General features: G+C 66.6%; 17 protein-coding genes. 10 read left to right on the forward strand and 7 right to left on the reverse strand.

The genetic code is table 11. The annotated features are described in order from the left end of the window. The first annotated feature begins 260 nt into the window (after nt 1-260). Entirely contained in the window at nt 261-899 is a 639-nt protein-coding gene (locus QNJ30_17775) for a protein-L-isoaspartate(D-aspartate) O-methyltransferase (GenBank protein ID MDJ0945321.1), read from the forward strand. Then, nucleotides 899-3,340 carry a hypothetical protein gene (locus tag QNJ30_17780; protein MDJ0945322.1) on the forward strand — a complete coding sequence of 814 codons (2,442 nt, stop codon included), beginning with the start codon at nt 899-901 and terminating at the stop codon, nt 3,338-3,340. The genes QNJ30_17775 and QNJ30_17780 overlap by 1 nt, the downstream gene beginning before the upstream one ends. Here QNJ30_17780 and QNJ30_17785 read toward each other — a convergent pair. Next, complete coding sequence (locus QNJ30_17785; GenBank protein MDJ0945323.1) at nt 3,337-4,293, reverse strand: IS481 family transposase; 957 nt, start codon at nt 4,291-4,293, stop codon at nt 3,337-3,339. The two genes, QNJ30_17780 and QNJ30_17785, sit on opposite strands and share 4 nt — an antisense overlap. A gap of 276 nt (nt 4,294-4,569) precedes the next feature. Here QNJ30_17785 and QNJ30_17790 point away from each other — a divergent pair, with 276 nt between their 5' ends. Both QNJ30_17790 and QNJ30_17795 read left to right on the forward strand, forming a co-directional pair. Continuing rightward, on the forward strand, nt 4,570-4,812 hold the full coding sequence (locus tag QNJ30_17790) for a hypothetical protein (protein MDJ0945324.1): 243 nt from the start codon (nt 4,570-4,572) through the stop codon (nt 4,810-4,812). 190 nt (nt 4,813-5,002) lie between these two features. Further along, nucleotides 5,003-5,254 carry a hypothetical protein gene (locus QNJ30_17795; GenBank protein ID MDJ0945325.1) on the forward strand — a complete coding sequence of 84 codons (252 nt, stop codon included), beginning with the start codon at nt 5,003-5,005 and terminating at the stop codon, nt 5,252-5,254. A 108-nt stretch (nt 5,255-5,362) separates the two neighbouring features. Here QNJ30_17795 and QNJ30_17800 read toward each other — a convergent pair whose 3' ends face one another. From QNJ30_17800 to QNJ30_17820, 5 genes are all read right to left on the reverse strand, one after another. Then, the gene (locus QNJ30_17800) at nt 5,363-6,082 is read right to left on the reverse strand and encodes a PD-(D/E)XK nuclease family protein (GenBank protein ID MDJ0945326.1); all 720 of its coding nucleotides are present in this window, start codon (nt 6,080-6,082) and stop codon (nt 5,363-5,365) included. A 109-nt stretch (nt 6,083-6,191) separates the two neighbouring features. Then, nucleotides 6,192-7,010, reverse strand: coding sequence for an alpha/beta hydrolase (locus tag QNJ30_17805; GenBank protein MDJ0945327.1), 819 nt, complete (start codon nt 7,008-7,010; stop codon nt 6,192-6,194). A 199-nt stretch (nt 7,011-7,209) separates the two neighbouring features. Further along, nucleotides 7,210-8,250, reverse strand: a complete 1,041-nt coding sequence (locus QNJ30_17810; protein ID MDJ0945328.1) for a DUF21 domain-containing protein — start codon at nt 8,248-8,250, stop codon at nt 7,210-7,212. A gap of 114 nt (nt 8,251-8,364) precedes the next feature. After that, the gene (locus QNJ30_17815) at nt 8,365-8,844 is read right to left on the reverse strand and encodes a YbhB/YbcL family Raf kinase inhibitor-like protein (GenBank protein MDJ0945329.1); all 480 of its coding nucleotides are present in this window, start codon (nt 8,842-8,844) and stop codon (nt 8,365-8,367) included. Nucleotides 8,845-9,605: 761 nt separating this feature from the next. Continuing rightward, nucleotides 9,606-12,056 (reverse strand): FAD-dependent oxidoreductase, encoded by a 2,451-nt coding sequence (locus QNJ30_17820; GenBank protein MDJ0945330.1) that lies wholly within the window; start codon nt 12,054-12,056, stop codon nt 9,606-9,608. Between the two features lie 78 nt (nt 12,057-12,134). Here QNJ30_17820 and QNJ30_17825 point away from each other — a divergent pair, with 78 nt between their 5' ends. From QNJ30_17825 to QNJ30_17850, 6 genes are read left to right on the forward strand one after another with little or no spacing between them, the layout of a single operon-like run. Further along, nucleotides 12,135-13,043, forward strand: a complete 909-nt coding sequence (locus tag QNJ30_17825) for a MurR/RpiR family transcriptional regulator (protein MDJ0945331.1) — start codon at nt 12,135-12,137, stop codon at nt 13,041-13,043. 10 nt (nt 13,044-13,053) lie between these two features. Beyond that, nucleotides 13,054-14,160, forward strand: a complete 1,107-nt coding sequence (locus QNJ30_17830; protein MDJ0945332.1) for an aromatic ring-hydroxylating dioxygenase subunit alpha — start codon at nt 13,054-13,056, stop codon at nt 14,158-14,160. After that, a complete protein-coding gene (locus QNJ30_17835) occupies nt 14,153-15,250 on the forward strand; it encodes an alcohol dehydrogenase family protein (protein MDJ0945333.1) in 1,098 nt (365 codons plus the stop codon). Before QNJ30_17830 ends, QNJ30_17835 begins: the two co-directional genes overlap by 8 nt. Nucleotides 15,251-15,254: 4 nt before the next feature. Continuing rightward, nucleotides 15,255-16,373: a mandelate racemase/muconate lactonizing enzyme family protein gene (locus QNJ30_17840; GenBank protein MDJ0945334.1), complete on the forward strand. Its 1,119-nt coding sequence runs from the start codon at nt 15,255-15,257 to the stop codon at nt 16,371-16,373. Further along, the gene (locus QNJ30_17845) at nt 16,370-17,473 is read left to right on the forward strand and encodes a mandelate racemase/muconate lactonizing enzyme family protein (GenBank protein ID MDJ0945335.1); all 1,104 of its coding nucleotides are present in this window, start codon (nt 16,370-16,372) and stop codon (nt 17,471-17,473) included. The genes QNJ30_17840 and QNJ30_17845 overlap by 4 nt, the downstream gene beginning before the upstream one ends. Before the next feature lie 14 nt (nt 17,474-17,487). After that, nucleotides 17,488-18,786 carry an aminotransferase class III-fold pyridoxal phosphate-dependent enzyme gene (locus QNJ30_17850; GenBank protein MDJ0945336.1) on the forward strand — a complete coding sequence of 433 codons (1,299 nt, stop codon included), beginning with the start codon at nt 17,488-17,490 and terminating at the stop codon, nt 18,784-18,786. 24 nt (nt 18,787-18,810) lie between these two features. On the opposite strand, the gene QNJ30_17855 is transcribed toward QNJ30_17850, so the two are convergent. Further along, on the reverse strand, nt 18,811-19,845 hold the full coding sequence (locus QNJ30_17855) for an NAD(P)-dependent oxidoreductase (GenBank protein ID MDJ0945337.1): 1,035 nt from the start codon (nt 19,843-19,845) through the stop codon (nt 18,811-18,813).

Genomic DNA, 19,845 nt, shown 5'->3' on the forward strand with positions numbered 1-19,845 from the left:
TCGAGCGGCGCAAAGGCGTGACCTTGAGCGAGATCAAGGCATCTTGATCCGGCTTCCTCAGTTTCTTTCCCAGGGCATTTGAGATCGATCAGGACCCCATTTCCATGGGACGCAGGAGTAGACGCCTGCCATGTAGCGAGAGGTCGCCGGTGCGGAAGGGCCTCAGGCGGCTCCTTGGGCTGTTGGCCTGCTTGACGGTCACTGTCGGCCTACCGCCAGCGGCGGTTTCGGAGGCCGACGACGCTGCACGACGCGTCGACATGGTCCGGTTCATCGAATTGCAGGCTCGCTACGCGGGAGAGGCCCTGAAATCCAAGCGTTTCGACCCTCGAGTCCTGGAAGCGATGGGGCGCGTGCCGAGGCATCTCTTCGTCCCCGAGGATCTGCGGGACGCAGCCTATGCGGACCGGCCCCTTCCGATCGGGTATGGCCAGACGATCTCGCAGCCCTTCATGGTTGCCCTCATGGCGGAGCTGGTCGATCCCGGACCCCAGGACAAGGTGCTGGAAGTGGGAACCGGGTCCGGCTACCACGCTGCGGTCCTCGCCGAGCTTGTGGAGGTCGTCTGCTCCATCGAGATCATTCCGGAACTCGGCGAGACCGCAGCGCGGCGCCTGAAGGATCTTGACTACACGAACATCCGAACCCGGATCGGAGACGGCTACTACGGCTGGCCCGCTTGCGGCCCCTTTGATGGCATCGTCGTCACCGCGTCCGCGAGCCATGTGCCGCCGCCGCTGATCAAACAGCTCAAGCCGGGTGGCCGCATGGTCATTCCCGTTGGCAGCGCTTTCATCGTCCAGCATCTGATGTTGGTGGAGAAACGGCCAGACGGATCGGTAGTCACCCGGCAGTTGCTGCCCGTCCGTTTCGTACCCCTCCTGCGGGCAGCGCCGTGATGCTCTTGGCCGTCTCTCTGGTCTCGGCAGGCGTGCTGGCGTTCGAGGTCCTGCTGATGCGGCTCTTGGCGATCGTCCAGTGGCACCACTTCGCCTACATGGTGATCAGCATCGCCCTGCTCGGCTACGGCGCGAGCGGCACCTTCCTGTCATTAGCGCAGAAAGGCCTCAAGCGGCACTTCTCTCTTGCCTTCGCGGCCAACGCCATCCTGTTCGGGATCAGCGCGCCTGCGGCGTTTGCGGTTGCGCAGCGCTTGCCGTTCAACGCGCTCGAGATCGTCTGGGACCCCGGGCAGCTGCTCTACCTCCTCGCGCTCTATATGATTTTCCTCGTGCCCTTTTTTTTCGGTGCCAACTGCGTGGGCCTTGCCTTCACCACCTTCGGGCGGCGGATCGGCCGTATCTACCGCTATGACTTGATGGGTGCAGGTCTCGGCGCGGTCGGGGTGGTTGCCGCGCTCTTTCTCTTGGCTCCGGCCGATTGCCTGCGGTTGGTGAGCGGCCTCGGTCTGGCCGCGGGCGGCGTGGTTCTTCTCGCGAGGGCCAAGGCCCATCGGCGGGCCGCAGCCTACGGACTGCTGGCGCTCGCCGTCGTGTTTCCGTTCTCAATGCCGGAAGGCTGGATCCGGCCGAGGCTCTCCGAATACAAGGGACTGCGCATGGCGCTCGATGTTCCGGGGACGGAGGTGCTTACCGAACGTTCGAGCCCGCTTGGAGTGCTGTCGGTCGTCCGCAGCCCAACGATTCCCTTCCGCCACGTGCCGGGGCTGAGCCTCGTCAATCCTCAGGAACCCCCGGATCAGCTGGGCGTCTTTACCGACGGGGACTCTCTCAGCGTTGTCACCGCCGTCGACAGCGGCTGGGATCGCCTCCGCTATCTCGGGTTCACGACTTCGGCGCTGCCCTATTATCTGGTGAAAGAGCCCTCCGTGCTCATCCTCGGCTCCGGGGGTGGTTCAGATGTCCTGCAGGCGTTGTATCACAGCGCGAAAAGCATCGATGCCGTGGAATTGAACCCGGACATGATCGATCTCGTCGCGCGAGAGCTTAGCAGCTTTGCCGGGCGGGTCTACGACCGACCTGGCGTGCGAGTGCACCTCGGCGAAGCGCGCGGCTTCGTGCGCCGGAGCCAAGCGCAGTGGGATGTGGTGCAGATTCCCCTGCTCGATTCCTTCGGGGCGGCAGCTGCGGGCGTCCAGGGTTTGAGCGAGAGCTATCTCTACACGGTCGAGGCCTTCAGGGAATACATCCGGCACCTGACGGCTGAGGGCATTCTTGCCATCACCCGCTGGCTCAAGTTACCGCCGCGCGACAGCCTGAGACTCTTCGCCACGGCCTTGGTCGCGCTCCGACAGGAAGCTACCGCCGAGCCGGCCAGGCATCTGGTGCTTATTCGCGGCCCGAACACGACGACGCTGCTTGTGGGGCGCAGCCCCTTCAACGAAGGGGATTTGGATGCCATTCGGGCTTTCGCCGCCGAGCGCTCCTTCGACATTGCCTACGCAGCGAACCTTGCTCCAGCGGAGGCGAATCGTTTCAACATCCTGGATCGTGCCCACTTCTTCGATGCTACGCGGGCCCTCGCCTCGGCGTCCGCCGAGGATTTCCTGCGGCAGTACAAGTTCGACGTCACGCCGACCACCGACGACCAGCCTTACTTCTTTGACTTCTTCCGGTGGCATGCTTTGCCCGAGTTCCTCGAGCTCCGTACCCGCGGTGGGGCCGGGTTACTGGAATGGGGCTACCTGATCCTCACCGCGACATTGCTTCAGGCGGTTGCCCTGAGCGTCCTCTTGATCCTGTTACCCTTGTGGATCTGGAAAGGAAGGCCGGCTCGAGAGGGGCAGGGCAGGTCGATCCTGGTCTATTTCCTGTGCCTTGGCCTGGGCTTCCTTTGCGTCGAGATCGCCTTCATTCAGCGCTTCATCGTGTTCCTGAGCCATCCGCTCTATGCCATTTCCGTCGTGCTTTCCACGTTTCTGGTTTTCGCCGGTCTCGGCAGTGGCTACGCGGGGCGCTTGGCACATCGAATGCGTGAGCGTCAGGGGGCCTCGCGCTTTTCGGTGCGGCTCTCGGGGATCGACCTTGCGGTCGTCGCGATTTCCGGTCTCGCCCTCGTCTACCTCGTGTCTCTGCCCGTCCTCTTCGAATGGCTCATCGGCTGGCCGGATGGCGCCAAGGTTGCGGTCTCCGTGGCGGTCATCGCGCCCCTGGCTTTCTTCATGGGCCTGCCGTTCCCCCTCGGACTTTCGGCAGTTTCCGCAAAGGTTCCCGATCTCGTGCCTTGGGCTTGGGGCATAAACGGTTGTGCGTCCGTCATAAGTGCCGTGCTGGCAACAATACTGGCCATACACTTTGGCTTCACTGCGGTCGTCGTCCTCGCCGTCGTCGCCTATGTGGTGGCGGCTCTGTTCTCTCGACAATTCGAACCGCACAGCTAGCTGTGGAGCCTCAACAGGTTGTCCTCGGATAGATTGAGTCTGCTGATAGGCGTGTTGGCCTTCAAGCTACCATGTGGCCTGTGCCAGTTGTAGCGATGGAGGAAGATGGGCAGGTCTTTGGCGCGTTGAACTGAGGTTTGATAGGCGCGGGCGTAGGCCCACTCGCGCAGCGCGGTTTGGATGAAGCGCTCGGCCTTTCCGTTGGTCTTGGGTGTGTAGGGCCGGGTTCGGATGTGCCTGAGCTTGAGCTGCTTGCAGGCTTTGGCGAAGTCTTCCGATCGATAGCAAGAGCCGTTGTCAGTCATGACGCGCTCCACGGTGACGCCGAGGCTCTGGTAGTAGGCGACGGCGGCCTCGAGGAAGGCGGTGGCGCTTTGCTTTCTCTCGTCGGGCAGGATCTGGGAGAAGGCGATGCGGGAGTGGTCGTCGACGCAGACATGGACATACTCCCAGCCGACGCCGCGGGTGCTGCTCTGGCCCTTGCGCTTGCCGGTGATGCGGTGTCCGGTGCGGCTGAACTTGCCGAGCTTCTTGATATCGATGTGTAGGATCTCGCCAGGGTATTTGCGTTCGTAGCGGCACACCGGCTCGGCCGGCTCCAGGGCCTTCAGGGTATTCAGGCCGAGGCGGCGTAGGACGCGGCTGACGGTGGCCGGCGAGACCCCAAGCTCGGTGGCGATCTGCTGTCCGGTTTGGCGCTCACGGCGCAAGGCCTCGATCCGCTTGACGACCAGCGCCGGGGTCGGGTTGTGCAGCTTGTGCGGTCTGGAAGAGCGGTCCTGCAAGCCTTTGGGCCCTTCCTCCTGGAAGCGCTCGACCCACTTGCGGACGGTCTTGGGGCAGACGCCAAAGGCCCTGGCCACGGCCGTTCGGCTCTGCCCCTCTTCAAGCACCCGGCGGACCAGCTCGGCTCGACTGTGCGGCGTCAGGCGTGCATTCTTGTGGATGTCCATTCGGTTCTCCTTGGAAACAGATGCTTCAGCAACATCAGCTTCCTCGGTCGGGGCCGAATGGACAACCTGTTGAGAGATCACAGCTAGCAAGCCGATAAAGGGATCGAGGACGCCATGAAGAGTCGGCTGTCGAGGCTTGCAGCCTGCCGGTGCTTTGTGACGCAGATCAAGGACGCTTTCGAGCGGGGTTGATCTCATAGCTGATCGGGCCGCCAGGACGTCGGCTGGCTCTGTGACCAAGTGTGAGACCCGCATATCCCAGAGTGTCATCCAACCATGGCTGAGCTGCACGCGGCGTTGATTCGTCAGTTTCCGGAGTACAAGACGCAGATCGAGGCCTTGATCGCCAGTGATCCGGACTTCGAGGACATCGCGCGTGACTACCAGCGTCTGCGCGAAGAGATACATGCGCTAGAAGCTTCGGGCGATGTCGGACCCGACTACACGAACCTCTGCAATCGACGGGATTCCTTGCAGGAAGAGCTCGTCATCAAGATGCAGGAAGGCACCGGCGGCTAGCGCACTTCCCGATCAGACGCGTTCGCGTCTGGCCGGGAGTCGTGCGCTATCGCTCTGAAGGTAGGGCATTACATCCGGCCAGATGGATCGCGAAGCGATTCCATCTGATCGGATAATGCCCTAGGTGAACCCGCTGTGAAATAGCGGGAAGACTCCGTCGCTTTATCCGGTCGGTCTGAGGAGCTTGGCTATGGTCGAAGACAACGTGGTGGTCATGGACGGGCCGGGCCCGTTCTACTTCGGAAGGCTGGAAGGTCCGTTCAGATTGCTCCACGCGGAGAAGGCCGATGCCGTCGCTATCGAGGGTCGGATGGAGGTGAACGAGACGGGAAGACGCGCCGTGGTTCGCCTGCCGCTGGCAGACGAGGACGCGATGCGTCTGCTCCAGCTCCTGAGGGACCTGCAGGAAAACAGACATCTGCCCATTCCGAAGGATCCTTAGCTCAATCGTGTTGGTCAATGCGCGGAAATCGGCCCGGGAAGACAAGAGGAGCGCCGAGGCGACGGTGGTTCCCAAGATCGCTGGCCCAGCCGCCTTCGCACCTTCGCTTCAAGCCGAACCCGCCTGCAGCAGAGCGACGGCTCGCGCGGTTTGAGCACAGTCCCTGCAGCCTCGGCGTGCCGGCGGCGGCGTCGGCAGGTCATGGATCTCCCTCGCCGCAATGAGCAGCCTCGGCACCAGGTCTCGCTGGATCGGCACGAACTCGATGTGCGGCGTGAAGGCCATGGCGAAGCCACCAGAGCGGTGATTCGCCGTATCGCTGGCGTCCTCTTGCGCGGTGCGCGGCTGCATGTAGACCAGGGCCAGCCGCGTGACCGGCCCATAGCCGGTCCGCTCGGCGATCCAGGCATAGGCGTTCAGTTGACCTTCGTAAAGCGGCCGAAGAGCGTCCTGGCCCCTGGTATACCTCGAGGTCTTGTAATCGACGATGAGGTGAGAGCCGTCGGCGTTCAGGAGGATCGCGTCCGGAGCTCCCGTCAGATGAAAATCGGTTTCAGGCTCGTCGACGCAGAACGTCTGATAGGAGGGCGCGGGCCGGTATCCGGAAACGTCGCCCAGCTCTGAGAGCCACTTGGGCAGGCCGTCGTGATCGAGGAAATGCTGGACGACACGCTTCGTGTAGGCATCGATCGAGCTGAAGATTCCGGGGAATATCTGATACGGCAGGCGATATTCGAGACGCAGCTTGAGCCAGATACAGCGAGGGCAATAGGCGACCTGGTTGAGCTCGCCGAGGTGCTTTCCCGATATCCTGAATCGTCTGGGCATTTGCCGCCATCCTCATGCCATATCCCGCTGCGTTCTCGACTCTGCCGGGCTCCAGACCTGACCCAGGGAGGCCGACGGCGCCCGGTCCTTCGGCCTCGGGGTCGCGACGCTATTCCTTCAGGTGAGTCCGCAGGAAGCTGTCGAGACCATCTGTATACAAGCGGCCGCTGACGAAGAAGCCGTCGTTGTGGCCGCCGCGGATTTCCAGGAACCGCTTCGGCTCGCTGGCGGCCGCGAAGACACCGCGGCCGTGTCGGATGGCGATGATCTCGTCGTCACGGCTGTGCACGACCAAGACCGGACAGGTCACGGACTTCAGGTATTCATCCGCGCTGTAGCGCGATCGTGCCAACCAGCGGGCGGGGAATATCGGATAGAGACTTTGCGCGAGATCGGGCACCGAGGTGAAGGCCGACTCCATGATCAAGGCGCCCGGTTGGTGTCGTGCTGCGAGCCAGGCGGCGACCGCCGCCCCGAGTGAGCGCCCGAAGAGCACGACCTCTTCCCGGCGGACGTTTCGCTCTTCGGTCAAATAGCGCCAGACGGCCTCCGCGTCGCGATAGATGCCCGGCTCCGAGATCGTGCCTTCGCTTCGGCCATAGCCGCGATAGTCGAAGATGAGGACGGCAAGACCCAGGTCATGAAATATCTTCAAGGACTCGAGCCTATGCGAGATATTGCCTGCGTTGCCGTGGAAGAAGAGCAGGACGCCTCGTCTCTGCGGCGCGGGCAGGAACCAGCCGTCCAGCTTGATCCCGTTCTCCGCGCGGATCTCGACCGGCTCGTAGATCAGGCCGATGCGATCGGGCGTCGCGAAAATCTGGCGGGAGGGAAAATAGAGCAGCCGCGATTGCGAGAAGAACAGCAAACTTGCCAGGCCGACGTAGATCACGCCGACGACTAGAAGGAAGGACAAGATGCTCGTCATCCAGGAACCTGAGGACGTCATGGTCTTTGAAAAGGCTCTTCAAGAACTCGACTGGACGATCCACGGAAACCATGAACCGGTAGGGAAACCACTAGCGAGTCAGCTCTCCTCGAGACGGTGATTGGCACAGTTCGGACTTTGCCGCACGCTGTCGTTGCAGGGCCGACAGAGACCACTTCGGTGTCCGGCAGTGTGAACGTCATCGTGGAGCACTCTCGACCCTGGCGATGCCGCTCATGAGTCGGCCGAGGATGTCGGCACCCGTGATCACCCGTTTCTCCGCCGCCCAAACAAGGATCACGTCGTTGTCGATGACGTTGTCACCCGGCCGTTCGGCCTGCACCTTGAGGAGCCCGATGACCTCACCAAGACGTTGCTTGGGATCGTGCACGATGATTGGGCGATGGCAATGGCCAAGGGGGCGAAAGGTCGCGGGCGTGAAGAGAGCGTCACGAAGGAAAGCGTCCGAATTCATCACGAAGACCGGCTCGCCCGAAGGGTTGGTGAGGATGATCCACTTGCGTCCGGAGCGGTCGACGCGTTTGAGGAAGGGGTCAGAGGCGTCGCAGTGAATCTCGGGGAACAGAGGCAGCCCCTTTTTGATCGGCAAGCTGATCACGCTCTCCGGGTCGACGATCTCGCCTTCCTCCGAAACTCTGAGATCGTCGAGGGCGAGGAAGTTAAGGGCGCCCAGTCCTTCCAGGCGCTCGATCTCTGCGCCTTCGGCCTCGAAGTGCTTCTGGATCAGCTCGCGCATTTCCCGCTCGCGGAACAAGCGCAGACCTTGGCGCCCGAGCCAGCGATTGAGGATCGCGGCAGAGGGCTTGGCCAGCGGATAGAGAACAACACCGTAAGCCTTCAGGACGGGCGCCAGCGCGGAAGCGATGCGCACCGCGTGCGTGGAGAAATAGGCCTGGGGCAGGATCTCACCGAAGATCGTGATCGCGAAGGTGGAGAACAGAAACGCGGAAACGCCCGCCAGGACCGAATCGGAGAGGAGTGTGAGCAGCACGTTGACCGCCACGTTGCCCCAAAGGATCGTCGTCAAGGTCAGATTGGGATCGACCCGTAACGCGAGAACCTGTGCCGCTCGGCGGTCACCGAGAGATGCCTCGATCTCGAGCCGCAAGTGGCTCACGCTGAAGACTGCAAGGTTCAGGCCGGAGAACATGGCCGCTTGGCTGAGGCAAAGCGCGATGCCCATCCATGTCAGCACGCCAAGCGTGAAGGGATCCGTCATGCGTCACGCTCCCATCTCGGGGTCTCGTCAGGCGGTCTCAGGGGCTTTGGCCGCTGCCAGATCGAGCACGAGAGTGAAATCGCCCCAGGGCTGTGCGGCGTTGTCGGGCCGGCTCTAGCGGCCGTCCTTTTCGTAGGTCCCAACGAGCTCTGCTTGGTCGAGCACGTGACCCTTCATCGCCCTTTCCAACTGTGATTTTGTCGGGGCGTGCAGGTCGGCGAGAACCGTATCCAGAGCGTAGAGCTTGTGAAAGTAGCGATGCCGTCCGATGGGAGGGCAGGGTCCGCCATAGCCCAGGTTCTTCCAATCGTTCTGACCCTCTTTCGTACCCGACGAAAGCTCATCAGGCCTGACCCCTTCCGGCAAACTTTCGGCTGTGGGAAGCAGGTTGTAGAGCAGCCAATGAACCCAGGTCATCTTGGGGGCCGCCGGGTCCGGGGCGTCGGGGTCATCGACGATGAGCACAAGGCTCTTGGTTCCTTGAGGGGCCCCGGACCACGCCAAGGGCGGAGATATGTCGTTGCCCTCGCAGGTGTAGCGCTTGGGTATCTCTCCGTGATCTGAGAAGGCTGGCGATGTCAGGGTCAGAGGCATGTTCGTGTTCCCGGCCAAGCGTCCAAGTACGAAAGAGAGCAATCCGGCTTCGATCCGCGTCCTCCAAACAGCAGTCGCTTAGCCTGCAAACGCTCCAGATATCTGGTCGGCGCCAGGATCCTGTCATCGGCGAGCAGTTCCCCTTCGGCGCCCAGAGAGTCTCCTGACGCCTGCAGGGCCTCGCCCCAAACCGGCATGTCCCTGGGTCTCTGCGCCGCGACCTCGCTTCGTTCGTCTATCGTGTCGAAGACCCTTCCGTAAGGAAAGAAGCCGTCGTTCTGTCGGCTCAGAAGGGTGAGATTGGGGGGCGAAGAGATCGGCCATTGGGCCGTCGCCCCTGGCTTCGAGCCCGTGGCAAACAGCGCAATTGGCACGAAAGTCCTGCAGGCCAGTCTGCTCAATATCGCCTCGTGAAATCTGGGGAATTGCTATGGCGACGAGCGCAGGTGCGAGGCCAGTGATCATCGTCCGCGTCATTGCCGAGGCCTCCGTTGCGCGCGCCGACTGCTGATTTGACCACTACTGAGGGGCAAGTGTCGACGCCTCGGCCATGACGTGGATCAAAGCGACGGTTTCCCTTGCCTCCGGTGGTCCGCCCCCTTTGACCGGATCCAGGCGCTGAGCAAGTTCAAAAGCTGTCGAACTCTCAGGTTGAATGACCGGTTCTGGAGGGCAGGCCATCGCAAGGCCGCAGATCGGTCGACGCGCCGCCGTCGACCCAAGGGCCGTCGACGTCGTACTGCCGATCGGGCGCGATCGGGCTACTCCGCGGCCAGGCGCGCCTCGGCGCGGGGCCGGGCGTTCTCGGCGTCCCAGACCGGGCCGGCCAGGACGCGCGCCCGACGGGGCGTGCCCAGGACCATGACTTCGAGCTCGGTCCCGGCGGCGGCGAAGGCCGGTCGGAGGTAGGCCCAGGCGAGGTAGGCGCCGATGCCGTAGCCGAAGCCGCCCGAGGCGATCGAGCCGATGCAGGCGTCCCCGGCCCAGACGGACTCGGCGCCGAGCGGGTCGGCCTGGGGCGCGGCGGCTGACGGTTCCTCGAGCTGCAGGCAGACCAGCCGCCACTTCTTCGGCGCGGCGCGGCTGGCCGCGGCGCCCTGGAAGCCGTCCGGCCGGGCGAATCGCAGCAGGTCGGCCTCGGCCAGGGTCACCTCGTTGGTCAGCTCGTGGCCGGACTTGTAGCCCTTCTCCATGCGCAGGGCGTTGAGCGCGGCAGAGCCGACGTGGACCAGGCCGCGCGGTTCGCCGGCGGCGACCAGCGCCTCGTAGACGGGGAGCAGGCCCGCCATCGGGACGTGCAGCTCCCAGCCCAGCTCGCCGCTGTAGGTCACCCGCAGGGCGCGGACCTTCTCGACCCCGGCGACCGCGATCTCCCGGGCCGAGAGCCAGCGGAAGGCGGCGTTGTCGAGGGCGGCGTCCGTGCAGCCGGCCAGGATGGCACGGCTCTCCGGCCCGGCGATCATCAGCACGCCGTAGTCCTCGGAGACGTTGTCGAAGGCGACGGCCTCGCCCTCGCGGCGCTGCTCCTCGAACCAGTCGAGCAGGGCCTTCTCCTTGACCGCGGCATAGACGGCGTAGAAGCGGTCCTCGGCCAGCCGGACCAGGGTGGTCTCGCCTTCCAGGCGGCCGTTGGGGTTGACCAGGTAGGTGAGGGAGACCGAGCCGACCTTCTTTGGCAGGCGGTTGGAGGAGACCCGCTCCAGGAAGGTGACGGCCCCGGCGCCATGGACCTCGAGCTTGGCGAAGGCGGTCAGGTCGGCGAGGCCGGCCGCCGCGCGCAGGCCGCGGACCTCGGCCCCGACGACCTCGTGCAGGGCCGTACGGCGGAAGGCGTGGATGTGTTCCCGCGGCAGGCTGCCGGTCGCGTACCAGGCCGGTCGCTCCCAACCGTAGACGTCCTGATAGACGGCGCCCCGGGCTTTCAGGGTCTCGTAGAGCGGCGAGGTCTTGGAATGCGACGGGCGGCAGGCCGGGCGATCGAGCTGGGGGAAGGGGATCTCGTGGCGCAGGAGGTAGTCCTCCTTGGCCTTCTCGATGCGGTAGGTCTCGTCGATGCGGGCGCCGAAGCGGCGCGGGTCGAAGCTGGCCATGGAGATGTCGGCGGCGCCGTGGACCATCCACTGGGCCAGGTACTTGCCGGCGCCCGGGCCCCAGGCGATGCCAACCTGGGCGCCGCAGCAGAGCCAGAGGTTCCGCAGGCCTGAGGGCCCGAGCAGCATGTTGCCGTCCGGCGGATGGGTGATGGCGCCGTGGACGACCCGCTTGATGCCCAGGTCGGCGAAGACCGGCATGCGCGCCATGGCGTTCTCGAGCCAGGGCAGGATGCGGTCGTAGTCCGGCTCGAAGAGCTCGTTCTCGGCTTCCCAGGGCGTGCCGTCGTCCCAGACGGTGGCGGCGTTCGCCTTCTCGTAGATACCGATCAGGCCGGATTTCTGCTCCATGCGGATGTAGCCGGAGACTTGGCGGTCGTCGCGCACCACCGGGAGCTCGGTCTCAAGCGCGTGAAAGTCCGGCACCGGCTCGGTGATCAGGTAGTGGTGCAGCAGGTTGGCGATCGGCAGGTCGAGGCCGACCCACTGGCCGATCTGGCGGGCGTAGGTGCCGCCGGCGTTGACCGCGATCTCGCAGGTGATGTTGCCCTGCTCGGTCCGGACGATCCATTCGCCGCTCGGCTTTCGGGTGAGGCCGGTGACGCGGTTGCGGCGGATCACCGTGGCGCCCAGCTGCCGCGCGCCGGCCGCCATGCCGAAGGCGATGCCGGCAGGGTCGACGTGGCCGTCGTGGGGCGTGTGCAGCGCCGCCTTGATTCCTTCGAGGTTGTAGAAGGGGTGCAGCTCCCGGATCCGCTCGGGGCCGACGATCTCCATCTCATGACCGAGGCCGCGGCCGACCGACAGGGTGTAGCGCAGCCAGTCGACCTCAGCGTCCTGATAGGCGACGCGCAGGCTGCCGCAGCCGTGCCAGCTGCAGGACTGGCCGGTCTCCGCCTCCAGGCGGGGATAGAGCTCGGTGCCGTAGGCGGCCATCTTGGCCAGGCCATAGTGGGAGACCGAGTGGGTGATCTGGCCGGCCGCGTGCCAGGTCGAGCCGGAGGTCAGCTCCGCCTTTTCCAGCAGGACCACGTCGGTCCAGCCCTCTTTGCAGAGGTGGTAGGCGAGCGCGCAGCCCATGACGCCGCCACCGATGATCACGACTTTCGCCTGCGTCGTCATGTGCCCAAGAGCATCCTTGCAATCGCGCCCGGGATAGGGTCTGATACATATGTATCAATGTCAACTGATCTTATACAGATGCGCCAGACCCCGCAGACCGCCGAAGCCGTCGTCGCCGCGCTGACCGAGGCCTACTCGGGGCTGCCGCCGGCCTTGCAGGCCGCGGCCCGGCACATCATCGATCATCCGCGCGAGGTCGGCGTCGAGTCCATGCGCACCCTGGCGGTGAAGACCTCGGTGCACCCCAACGCCTTCGTGCGCCTGGCCCGGCAGCTCGGCTTCGAGGGCTACGACGAGATGCGCGAGCGCTTCCGGGATTTCGTGGTCGCCGACGGCCTGGGCGGATTTCGCGACCGGGCGCGCTGGCTGCAGGAGATGGCGGCCGAGGGCGGTTCGGCGGCGGTCCTGGGGGAGATGGCGGCGGCGGTCGCTGACAACCTCGAGCGTGCTTTCCAGAAGCAGGACCTGAAGGCCCTGGAGCGGGCCTGCGATCGGATCCTCAAGGCGCGGACCGTCTACGTCCTCGGGCTCGGCTCGGCCTACAACCTGGCGCACCAGTTCTGGTACGTGGCGCGCATGGCCTTCGGGCACATCGTGCCGATCCCGCGGCACGGCTCGCAGCCGATCGACGACCTGGCGCAGGTCGGCAGGAAGGACCTGCTGGTCGCCCTGACCTTCCAGCCCTACCGCTCCGAGACCCTGGGCGGGGTGCGCCTGGCCAAGCGGCGCGGCGCGCGGGTGATCGGGATCACCGACAGCGCGACCTCGCCCCTGGCGCGCGAGGCCGACCAGGTCCTGATCTGCCCGACCCACACGCCGCAGTTCTTCCAGTCGCAGGCCGCGGTGACCGCGCTGCTGGAGACCTTGATCGCGCTGCTGGTCGCGCGGGCCGGCGAAGAGGCCCAGGCCCGGATCGAGGCCTTCCACGCCGAGCGCCTGGCGGCCGGGAACTACGAGGAGGAGCCCCGCCTGGGCGCGCTGGGGTAGGGAGGGCGCGATGGAGCAAGTCCTGGAGCGTTCGGTGGAGCCCGGCACAGAGGCGCCGGTCCTCGGTCTTCCCGCGCGCTACTACCGGGCGCCGGAGGTTCTCGCCCGGGCGCGCGAGCGGATCTTCTTTCGGAGCTGGCTCTTCGCCTGTCACGCGAGCCGCTTGCCTGCGCCGGGCAGCTACGTCGCCTTCTCGGTCCTCGATCAGGATCTCTTCGTGATCCGGGGCCGGGACGGAGACCTGCGCGGATTCTTCAACGTTTGCCGCCATCGCGGCCATGCGCTGGTCGAAGGCGCGGGGCGGTCGCGGGTCCTGGTCTGTCCCTACCACGCCTGGACCTACGACCTGGAGGGCCGGCTGCGCGGCGCGCCGGGCACGCGCGGCCTGGCGAACTTCGATACCGCCGGAATCTGCCTGACGGAGGTGAAGCTCGAGGTCTTTTGCGGCTTCGTCTTCGTCAACCTGGACCGCGAAGCCCGGCCCATGGGCGAGGTCTTCCCCGGCGTCGAAGGCGCAGTCCGCGCGCTCTGCCCGGACATCGACGATCGGGTCTTCGCCGAGGAGCACGAGGCGGAGGAGGCCTGCAACTGGCTGGTGGCGGTCGAGAACTACAACGAGTGCTACCACTGCAAGGTCGTGCACAAGACCTTCGCCTCGGGTGTGGTCGATCCGCAGAGCTACAATGTCAGCGGCTTCGGCGACACCAAGTGCCTGCACCACACGGCCAAGGCGCAGTCGGGTGCGACCGCCTGGTACGACACCTCCGGCTCGGACTACGGCTCCTTCTACCTCTGGCCCGGCTTCAGCCTGCAGATCTATCCCTCGGGCCTGGTCAACACCTATCACTGGCAGCCGCTGGCGCCGGAGGCCACGCGGGTCTTCCGGGGCTGGTATTCGCGCGACGGCGCGACAGACCTCGAGCTACGCAAGGTGATCGACCTCGACCGCGATACCACCTTTGCCGAGGACCTTGCGCTGGTGAAGAGCGTGCAACGTGGTGTGGGATCGCTCGGCTATCGGCCCGGCCCGCTGGTGATCAACCCGCAGGAGGGCATCGACTCCGAGCATTCGATCGCCAAGCTGCATGACTGGCTGCGGGAGGCTGTCGATGACTGAGATCCCCAAGACCATGCGCGCCGTTTTGCTGACCGGGCATGGCGGGCTCGACGTGCTGGAGTACCGAGAGGACTGGCCGGTTCCGGAGCCCGATGCGAACGAGGTCCTGATCGAGGTGGGGGCCTGCGGGCTCAACAACACCGACGTCAACACCCGCACCGGCTGGTATTCGAAAAGCGTGACCGAAGCGACCAGCGGCGGGGTCCTGGAAGAGGCGGCTGCGGAGGACGCCGGATGGGGCGGCGCGCTCAGCCTGCCGCGGATCCAAGGGGCCGACGTCTGCGGCCGGGTGGTCGCGGTCGGCGGCCCGGCGGGGGCCGACCTGGTCGGCAAGCGGGTCCTGGTCGACACCTGGCTGCGGGACTGGGAGCATCCGCTCGATCTGAACAAGTGCGGCTACTTCGGGTCGGAGGCCGACGGCGGCTTCGCGGACTACACGAAGGTCGATGCCCGCAACGTCCATCCCGTGGAAAGCGATCTTTCGGATGCGGAACTGGCGACCTTCGCGACCTCCTACGTCACCGCCGAGAACATGCTCAACCGCGCCCAAGTCGGCGAGGGCGACAGCGTGCTGATTCCCGGCGCCTCGGGCGGGGTCGGCTCGGCATTGATCCAGCTCGCCAAGCGGCGGGGCGCGCGGACCATTGCCATGTGCGCCGAGTCCAAGGCGGAGGCCGTGGCCGCGATCGGCCCGGATGCCGTCCTGCCGCGGGCGCCGGAAAGCCTGAAGTCGGCGCTCCGGGATGCGATCGGCCAGGACAAGGTGACCGTCGTCGCCGACGTCGTCGGGGGCGACCTCTGGCCGCAGCTGATCGACGTGCTGGCGCGCGGCGGCCGCTACACGGTCTCCGGCGCCATCGCCGGGCCGATGGTCGAACTCGATTTGAGGACCCTCTACCTGAACGACCTGACCTTCACGGGCGCGACCATCGTGCCGCCGGGCGTCTTCGCCGATTTGGTCGGCTACATCGAGCGCGGCGAGATCCGGCCCCTGCTGGCCGAGACCTATCCCTTGGCCGAGCTGGTCAAAGCGCAGGAGGCCTTCATCGCCAAGCGCCACGTCGGCAACATCGTCGTCACCATGGCCTGAGCCCTTGCGCATCACCCGCATCACCGCCTGGCAGAAGACCCTGCCCCTGGAGAAGCCCTACTGGCTTTCGGGCGGGCGGCTGAAGTTCGAGGCGCTCGATTCGACTATTTTGCGGATCGACACGGACGCTGGGCTGTCCGGATGGGGCGAAGGCTGCCCCTGGGGCCACAGCTATCTGCCCGCCTTCGGCGGCGGCATCCGCGCGGCCTTGGAGCTCCTGGCCCCGGCGCTGATCGGACGCGACCCGCGCGACATCGATTGCCTGAACCGGGCCATGGATATGGTCTTGCCGGGTCATCCCTACGCCAAGTCGGCGCTCGACCTGGCGCTCTGGGACCTGCTCGGCCAGGACGCCGGGCTGCCGCTCTACACGCTGTTCGGCGGGGCGGAGGGCGAGAGCGTTGCGCTCAACAGCTCGATCTCGACCGGCACGCCGGAAGAGATGGTGGCGCTGATCGAGGCGGCGCGGGGCCAGGGCTACCGGACTCACTCCGCCAAGATCGGCGGCAACGACCCGACGCTGGACATCGCCCGAATCGAGGCGATCGAGGCCGCGCGGCAGCCGGACGAGCAGATCACCTATGACGCCAACCGGGCCTGGACCCCGGCGCTCGCGATCGAGGTCATGAACGCGGTCGCGGCCCGGGGCTGGTTCGAGCAGCCCTGCGAGACCCTGGACCAGTGCCTGCAGGTCCGGCGCTTGACGCGACAGCCGATCATGCTGGACGAATGCCTGCAAAGCTATCAGGACCATCTCGACGCCTGGCGGGCGCGGGCCTGCGAGGGCGTCAAGATCAAGCCCAACCGCGTGGGCGGACTGACCAAGGCGCGCCGGCTGCGCGACTTCGGGGTTTCGGTCGGCTGGCGTCTGCACATCGAGGACGTCGGCGGCACGGTGCTCGCCGATACGGCGGCGCTGCACCTGGCACTTTCCACGCCCGCCGAGAACCGTTTGGCCTCCTGGCTCTGCCATCCGCATCTCGCCGAGGATGAGGCGCCGGGGCAGGGCGCGCGGAACAGCGACGGCACGGCGGTCGTGCCGGAGACGCCCGGGATCGGCGTGGTTCCGGACCCGGATTGGCTCGGCGAGCCCCTGGTCAGCTACGAGAGGCCGGGGCCGTGAAGATCACGCGGATCGCCCTCTACAGCGTGCCGCTGACCAGCCACGCGGCCTACTACATGTCCGACGGCAAGGTTTGCGACACGGTGGAGAGCATCGTTCTGCGCCTCGACAGCGACGAGGGCCTGACCGGCTGGGGCGAGGTCTGCCCGATCCCGCGCTATCTGCCGGCCTACGCGCGCGGCGTGGCGCCGGCGATCGCCGAGCTGGCGCCCCTGCTGCTGAGCGCCGATCCGGTCGGGCCGGAGGCGGTCCTGCAGCGCTGCGAGGCCCAGCTTCCGGGCCATCGCTACGCCAAGTCTGTGCTGGATCTGGCCCTTTGGGACCTGACCGCCAAGGCGGCGGGCCTGCCGCTCTACAAGCTGCTTGGCGGGCGCCGCATGGAGAGCGCGCCGCTCTACCATTCGATCACCTGCGTCGCCCCCGCCGAGATGGCGGCGATTGCCGAGGCCGCCTACGGCGAGGGGATCCGGCAGTTCCAGGTCAAGGTCGGCGCCGACGACGACTGGGAGGCCGATGTCGCCCGGATCCGGGCCGTCCGCGAGGCGGTCGGGCCGGGACCGCTGGTCTATGCCGACTGGAACGCCGGCGCCAGCAAGCTGACCGCGCTCCGTGTCTCGCAGGCCCTGGGCGACCTGGACGTCATGCTTGAGCAGCCCTGCGAGAGCCTGGAGGCCTGCGCCGAGGTGCGGCGGACGACCGGACGGCCCATGAAGCTCGACGAGAGCGCCCACGACACCGAGTCCTTGCTCAAGGCCCAGGCGCTGGGCTGTGCCGACGTGGTCGCCGTGAAGCTCTCGAAGTTCGGCGGCCTGAGCGCGGCCCGCCGGGCGCGCGACCTCTGCCTGCACTTCAAGATCATGATGGTGGTCGAGGACACCTGGGGCTCCGACATCGCAACGGCGGCGGCGGCGCATCTCGCGGTCGCCACGCCGCCGCGCTATCTGCTCAACGTCTGCGATCTCTCCGGCTACGTCGCGCCGCGGATCGCGCCCGACGGGCCGGAGCGCAAGGACGGCAGGCTCGCGCCCTCGGAGCGGCCGGGGCTCGGCGTGACCCCGGAGGCAGACGTGCTCGGCGACGCCGTCGCCGTCTTCGAATGAAAGGAACGGGTGCCATGGACGCCAGACTGGAATGGAGCAACGACGCGCTCTTCGCGCTGGCGGAGGGCGTGCTGCCCGGCGCCGGCCTAGGCGGCTACGCGCTGCCGGAGGACATCCGCTTCGTCTTCGCCGAGGGCGCGGGCGCGCGGCTGCGGGATGTCGAGGGGCGGGAGTACATCGACTACGTCGGCGGCGCGGGCGCGCTGATCCTGGGCCATTCCCATCCGGCCGTGGTCGCGGCGGCGCAAGAGCAGGTCGCCCGCGGCCTGCACATGTTCGGCACCTTGAACGAACCGGCGATTCGCCTGGCCGCGCGCCTGGTCGAGGACATCCCCTGCGCCGAGAAGATCGTCTACGCGACCACCGGCTCCGAGGCCACCGCCTACGCCCTGCGCCTGGCGCGGGCCTTCACCGGGCGCGACCTGGTCCTGAAGTTCGAGGGCGCCTACCACGGCAACCACGACTACGCCCTGACCTCGACCTTCCCCACGGCCCTGGGCAACGACCCGCACGGCCAGGACGACACCGCCGGCCGCCCGGCGGGTACGCGCTCGACCGTGCTGGTCGCGCCCTACAACGACGCCGAGGCCGTCGAGCGGATCGTCAAGGACCACCGCCAGGAGCTGGCGGCGATCATCGTCGAGCCGGTGCAGCGGATCATCCCAGCGCGGCCCGCCTTCCTCCAGGCCCTGCGCCGGATCTGCGACGAGAACGGGGTGCTGCTGATCTTCGACGAGGTGGTGACCGGCTTCCGCCTGGCCTACGGCGGCGCACAGGTGCACTACGGCGTGACCCCGGACCTGGCGAGCTTCGGCAAGGTCGTGGGCGCGGGTGGGCCGTTGTCCTGCGTCGCCGGGCGCGCCGAGATCCTCGATCTCTGCGATCCGCGCCGGAAGGGGGAGCCGAACTACGTCTATTTCAACGGCACCCTGCACGGCAATCCCGTGGCCGCGGCGGCGACCCTGGCCCTGCTCGACGAGCTCGCGAAGCCGGGGACCTACGCGCGCCTCAACGCCTTCGCCGATGCGGCCTGCCGGGCCTGCCAGGAGGTCCTCGACCGCCACGGCCTGCCGGCGATCGCCGAGAACACCGGCTCCCTCTGGCAGATCCTTTTCACGCGCAGGCGGCCGGAGACCCAGGCCGATATCATGGCGAGCGATTCCGCGGTCGCGCGCCGCTTGGACGCCGAATGCATGAAGCGGGGGATCTACGCCCTGCCGGGGGTGCGGCGCTTCTTCTCGACCGCGCACGGCGAGGCCGAGCTGGAGGAGACCCTGCGGATTCTAGACTCCGCCTGCGCTGCGGTCGCATAGCGCCATCGCCCCGGTGGCGACACCTTACGGTGCGAAGCGCCGCAGCTTCTCCTGCCAGCCCGAGCTTTCGATGACCGCGCGGTTGACGATGCCGCGCGGGACCTGGCCGGACTTGACGTCGAGGACCGCTCGGACATCCGCGGCGCCGTTGCCGGCGAAGCACTGATCCGTCCAGCACAGTGCGTGGGGCGTGAGGATCACGTTGTCGAGGTCGAGGATCGGGTCGTCCGGGTCCGGCGGCTCCTGCGCCAGGACGTCGAGGCCGGCGCCGGCAATACGGCCCTCGGCCAGGACGGCGGTCAGCGCGGCCTGGTCGACGATCGGCCCGCGCGCCGTGTTGATCAGGTAGGCGCCGGGCTTCATCAGGGCCAGGCGCTCGGCGTTGACCAGGTGGTGCGTGGCCTCCGTGAGCGGGCAGTTGACCGCCAGCACGTCGGCGCGGCGAAAGAGGTCCTCGAGGCCGACCAGCTCGATGCCGAGCTCCCGGGCGACGGCGGGATCGGCGTAGGGGTCGTGGGCCAGGAAATCCATGTCCAAGGGCTTGGCCAGCCGGAAGAGCTCGGCGCCGATGTTGCCGATGCCGATCGAGCCGAGGGTGAGGCCGACCAGCCCGACGCCCATGTGGTCGGAGCGCTGGCCCCAGGTCTCAGGCCCGCCGCGGGTCAGGCGGTCCTTGACCATGAGCTTGCCGGTCAGCGCCAGCATCAGGGTCAGGATCGAGACCGCGACCGGGCGGCGCACGCCGTCGGGGGTGATAACCAGGGCGACGTCCTTGGCCGTGCAGGCCTCGACGTCGACGGTGTCGTAGCCGACCCCGAAGCGGGCGACCACGGCCAGGCGCGATCCGCCCGAGAGCGTCTGCGCGGTGACCCGGGGCATCAGCAGAATCAGGGCGTCGACCTCGGCGACCTGCTCGGGCGCGATCTCGCGGCAGGGCTCGAGGACGATCACCTCGACGTCCTCACGGTCGCGCAGGGGCGCTAGATCGAACATCGGATAGGCGGGCTGTCCCGCCGCATCGAAGAAATCACCGCTCAGGGCGACGCGGAAAGCGGACAT

It is taken from the genome of Kiloniellales bacterium (assembly GCA_030066685.1).
Classification (GTDB): domain Bacteria; phylum Pseudomonadota; class Alphaproteobacteria; order Kiloniellales; family JAKSBE01; genus JAKSBE01.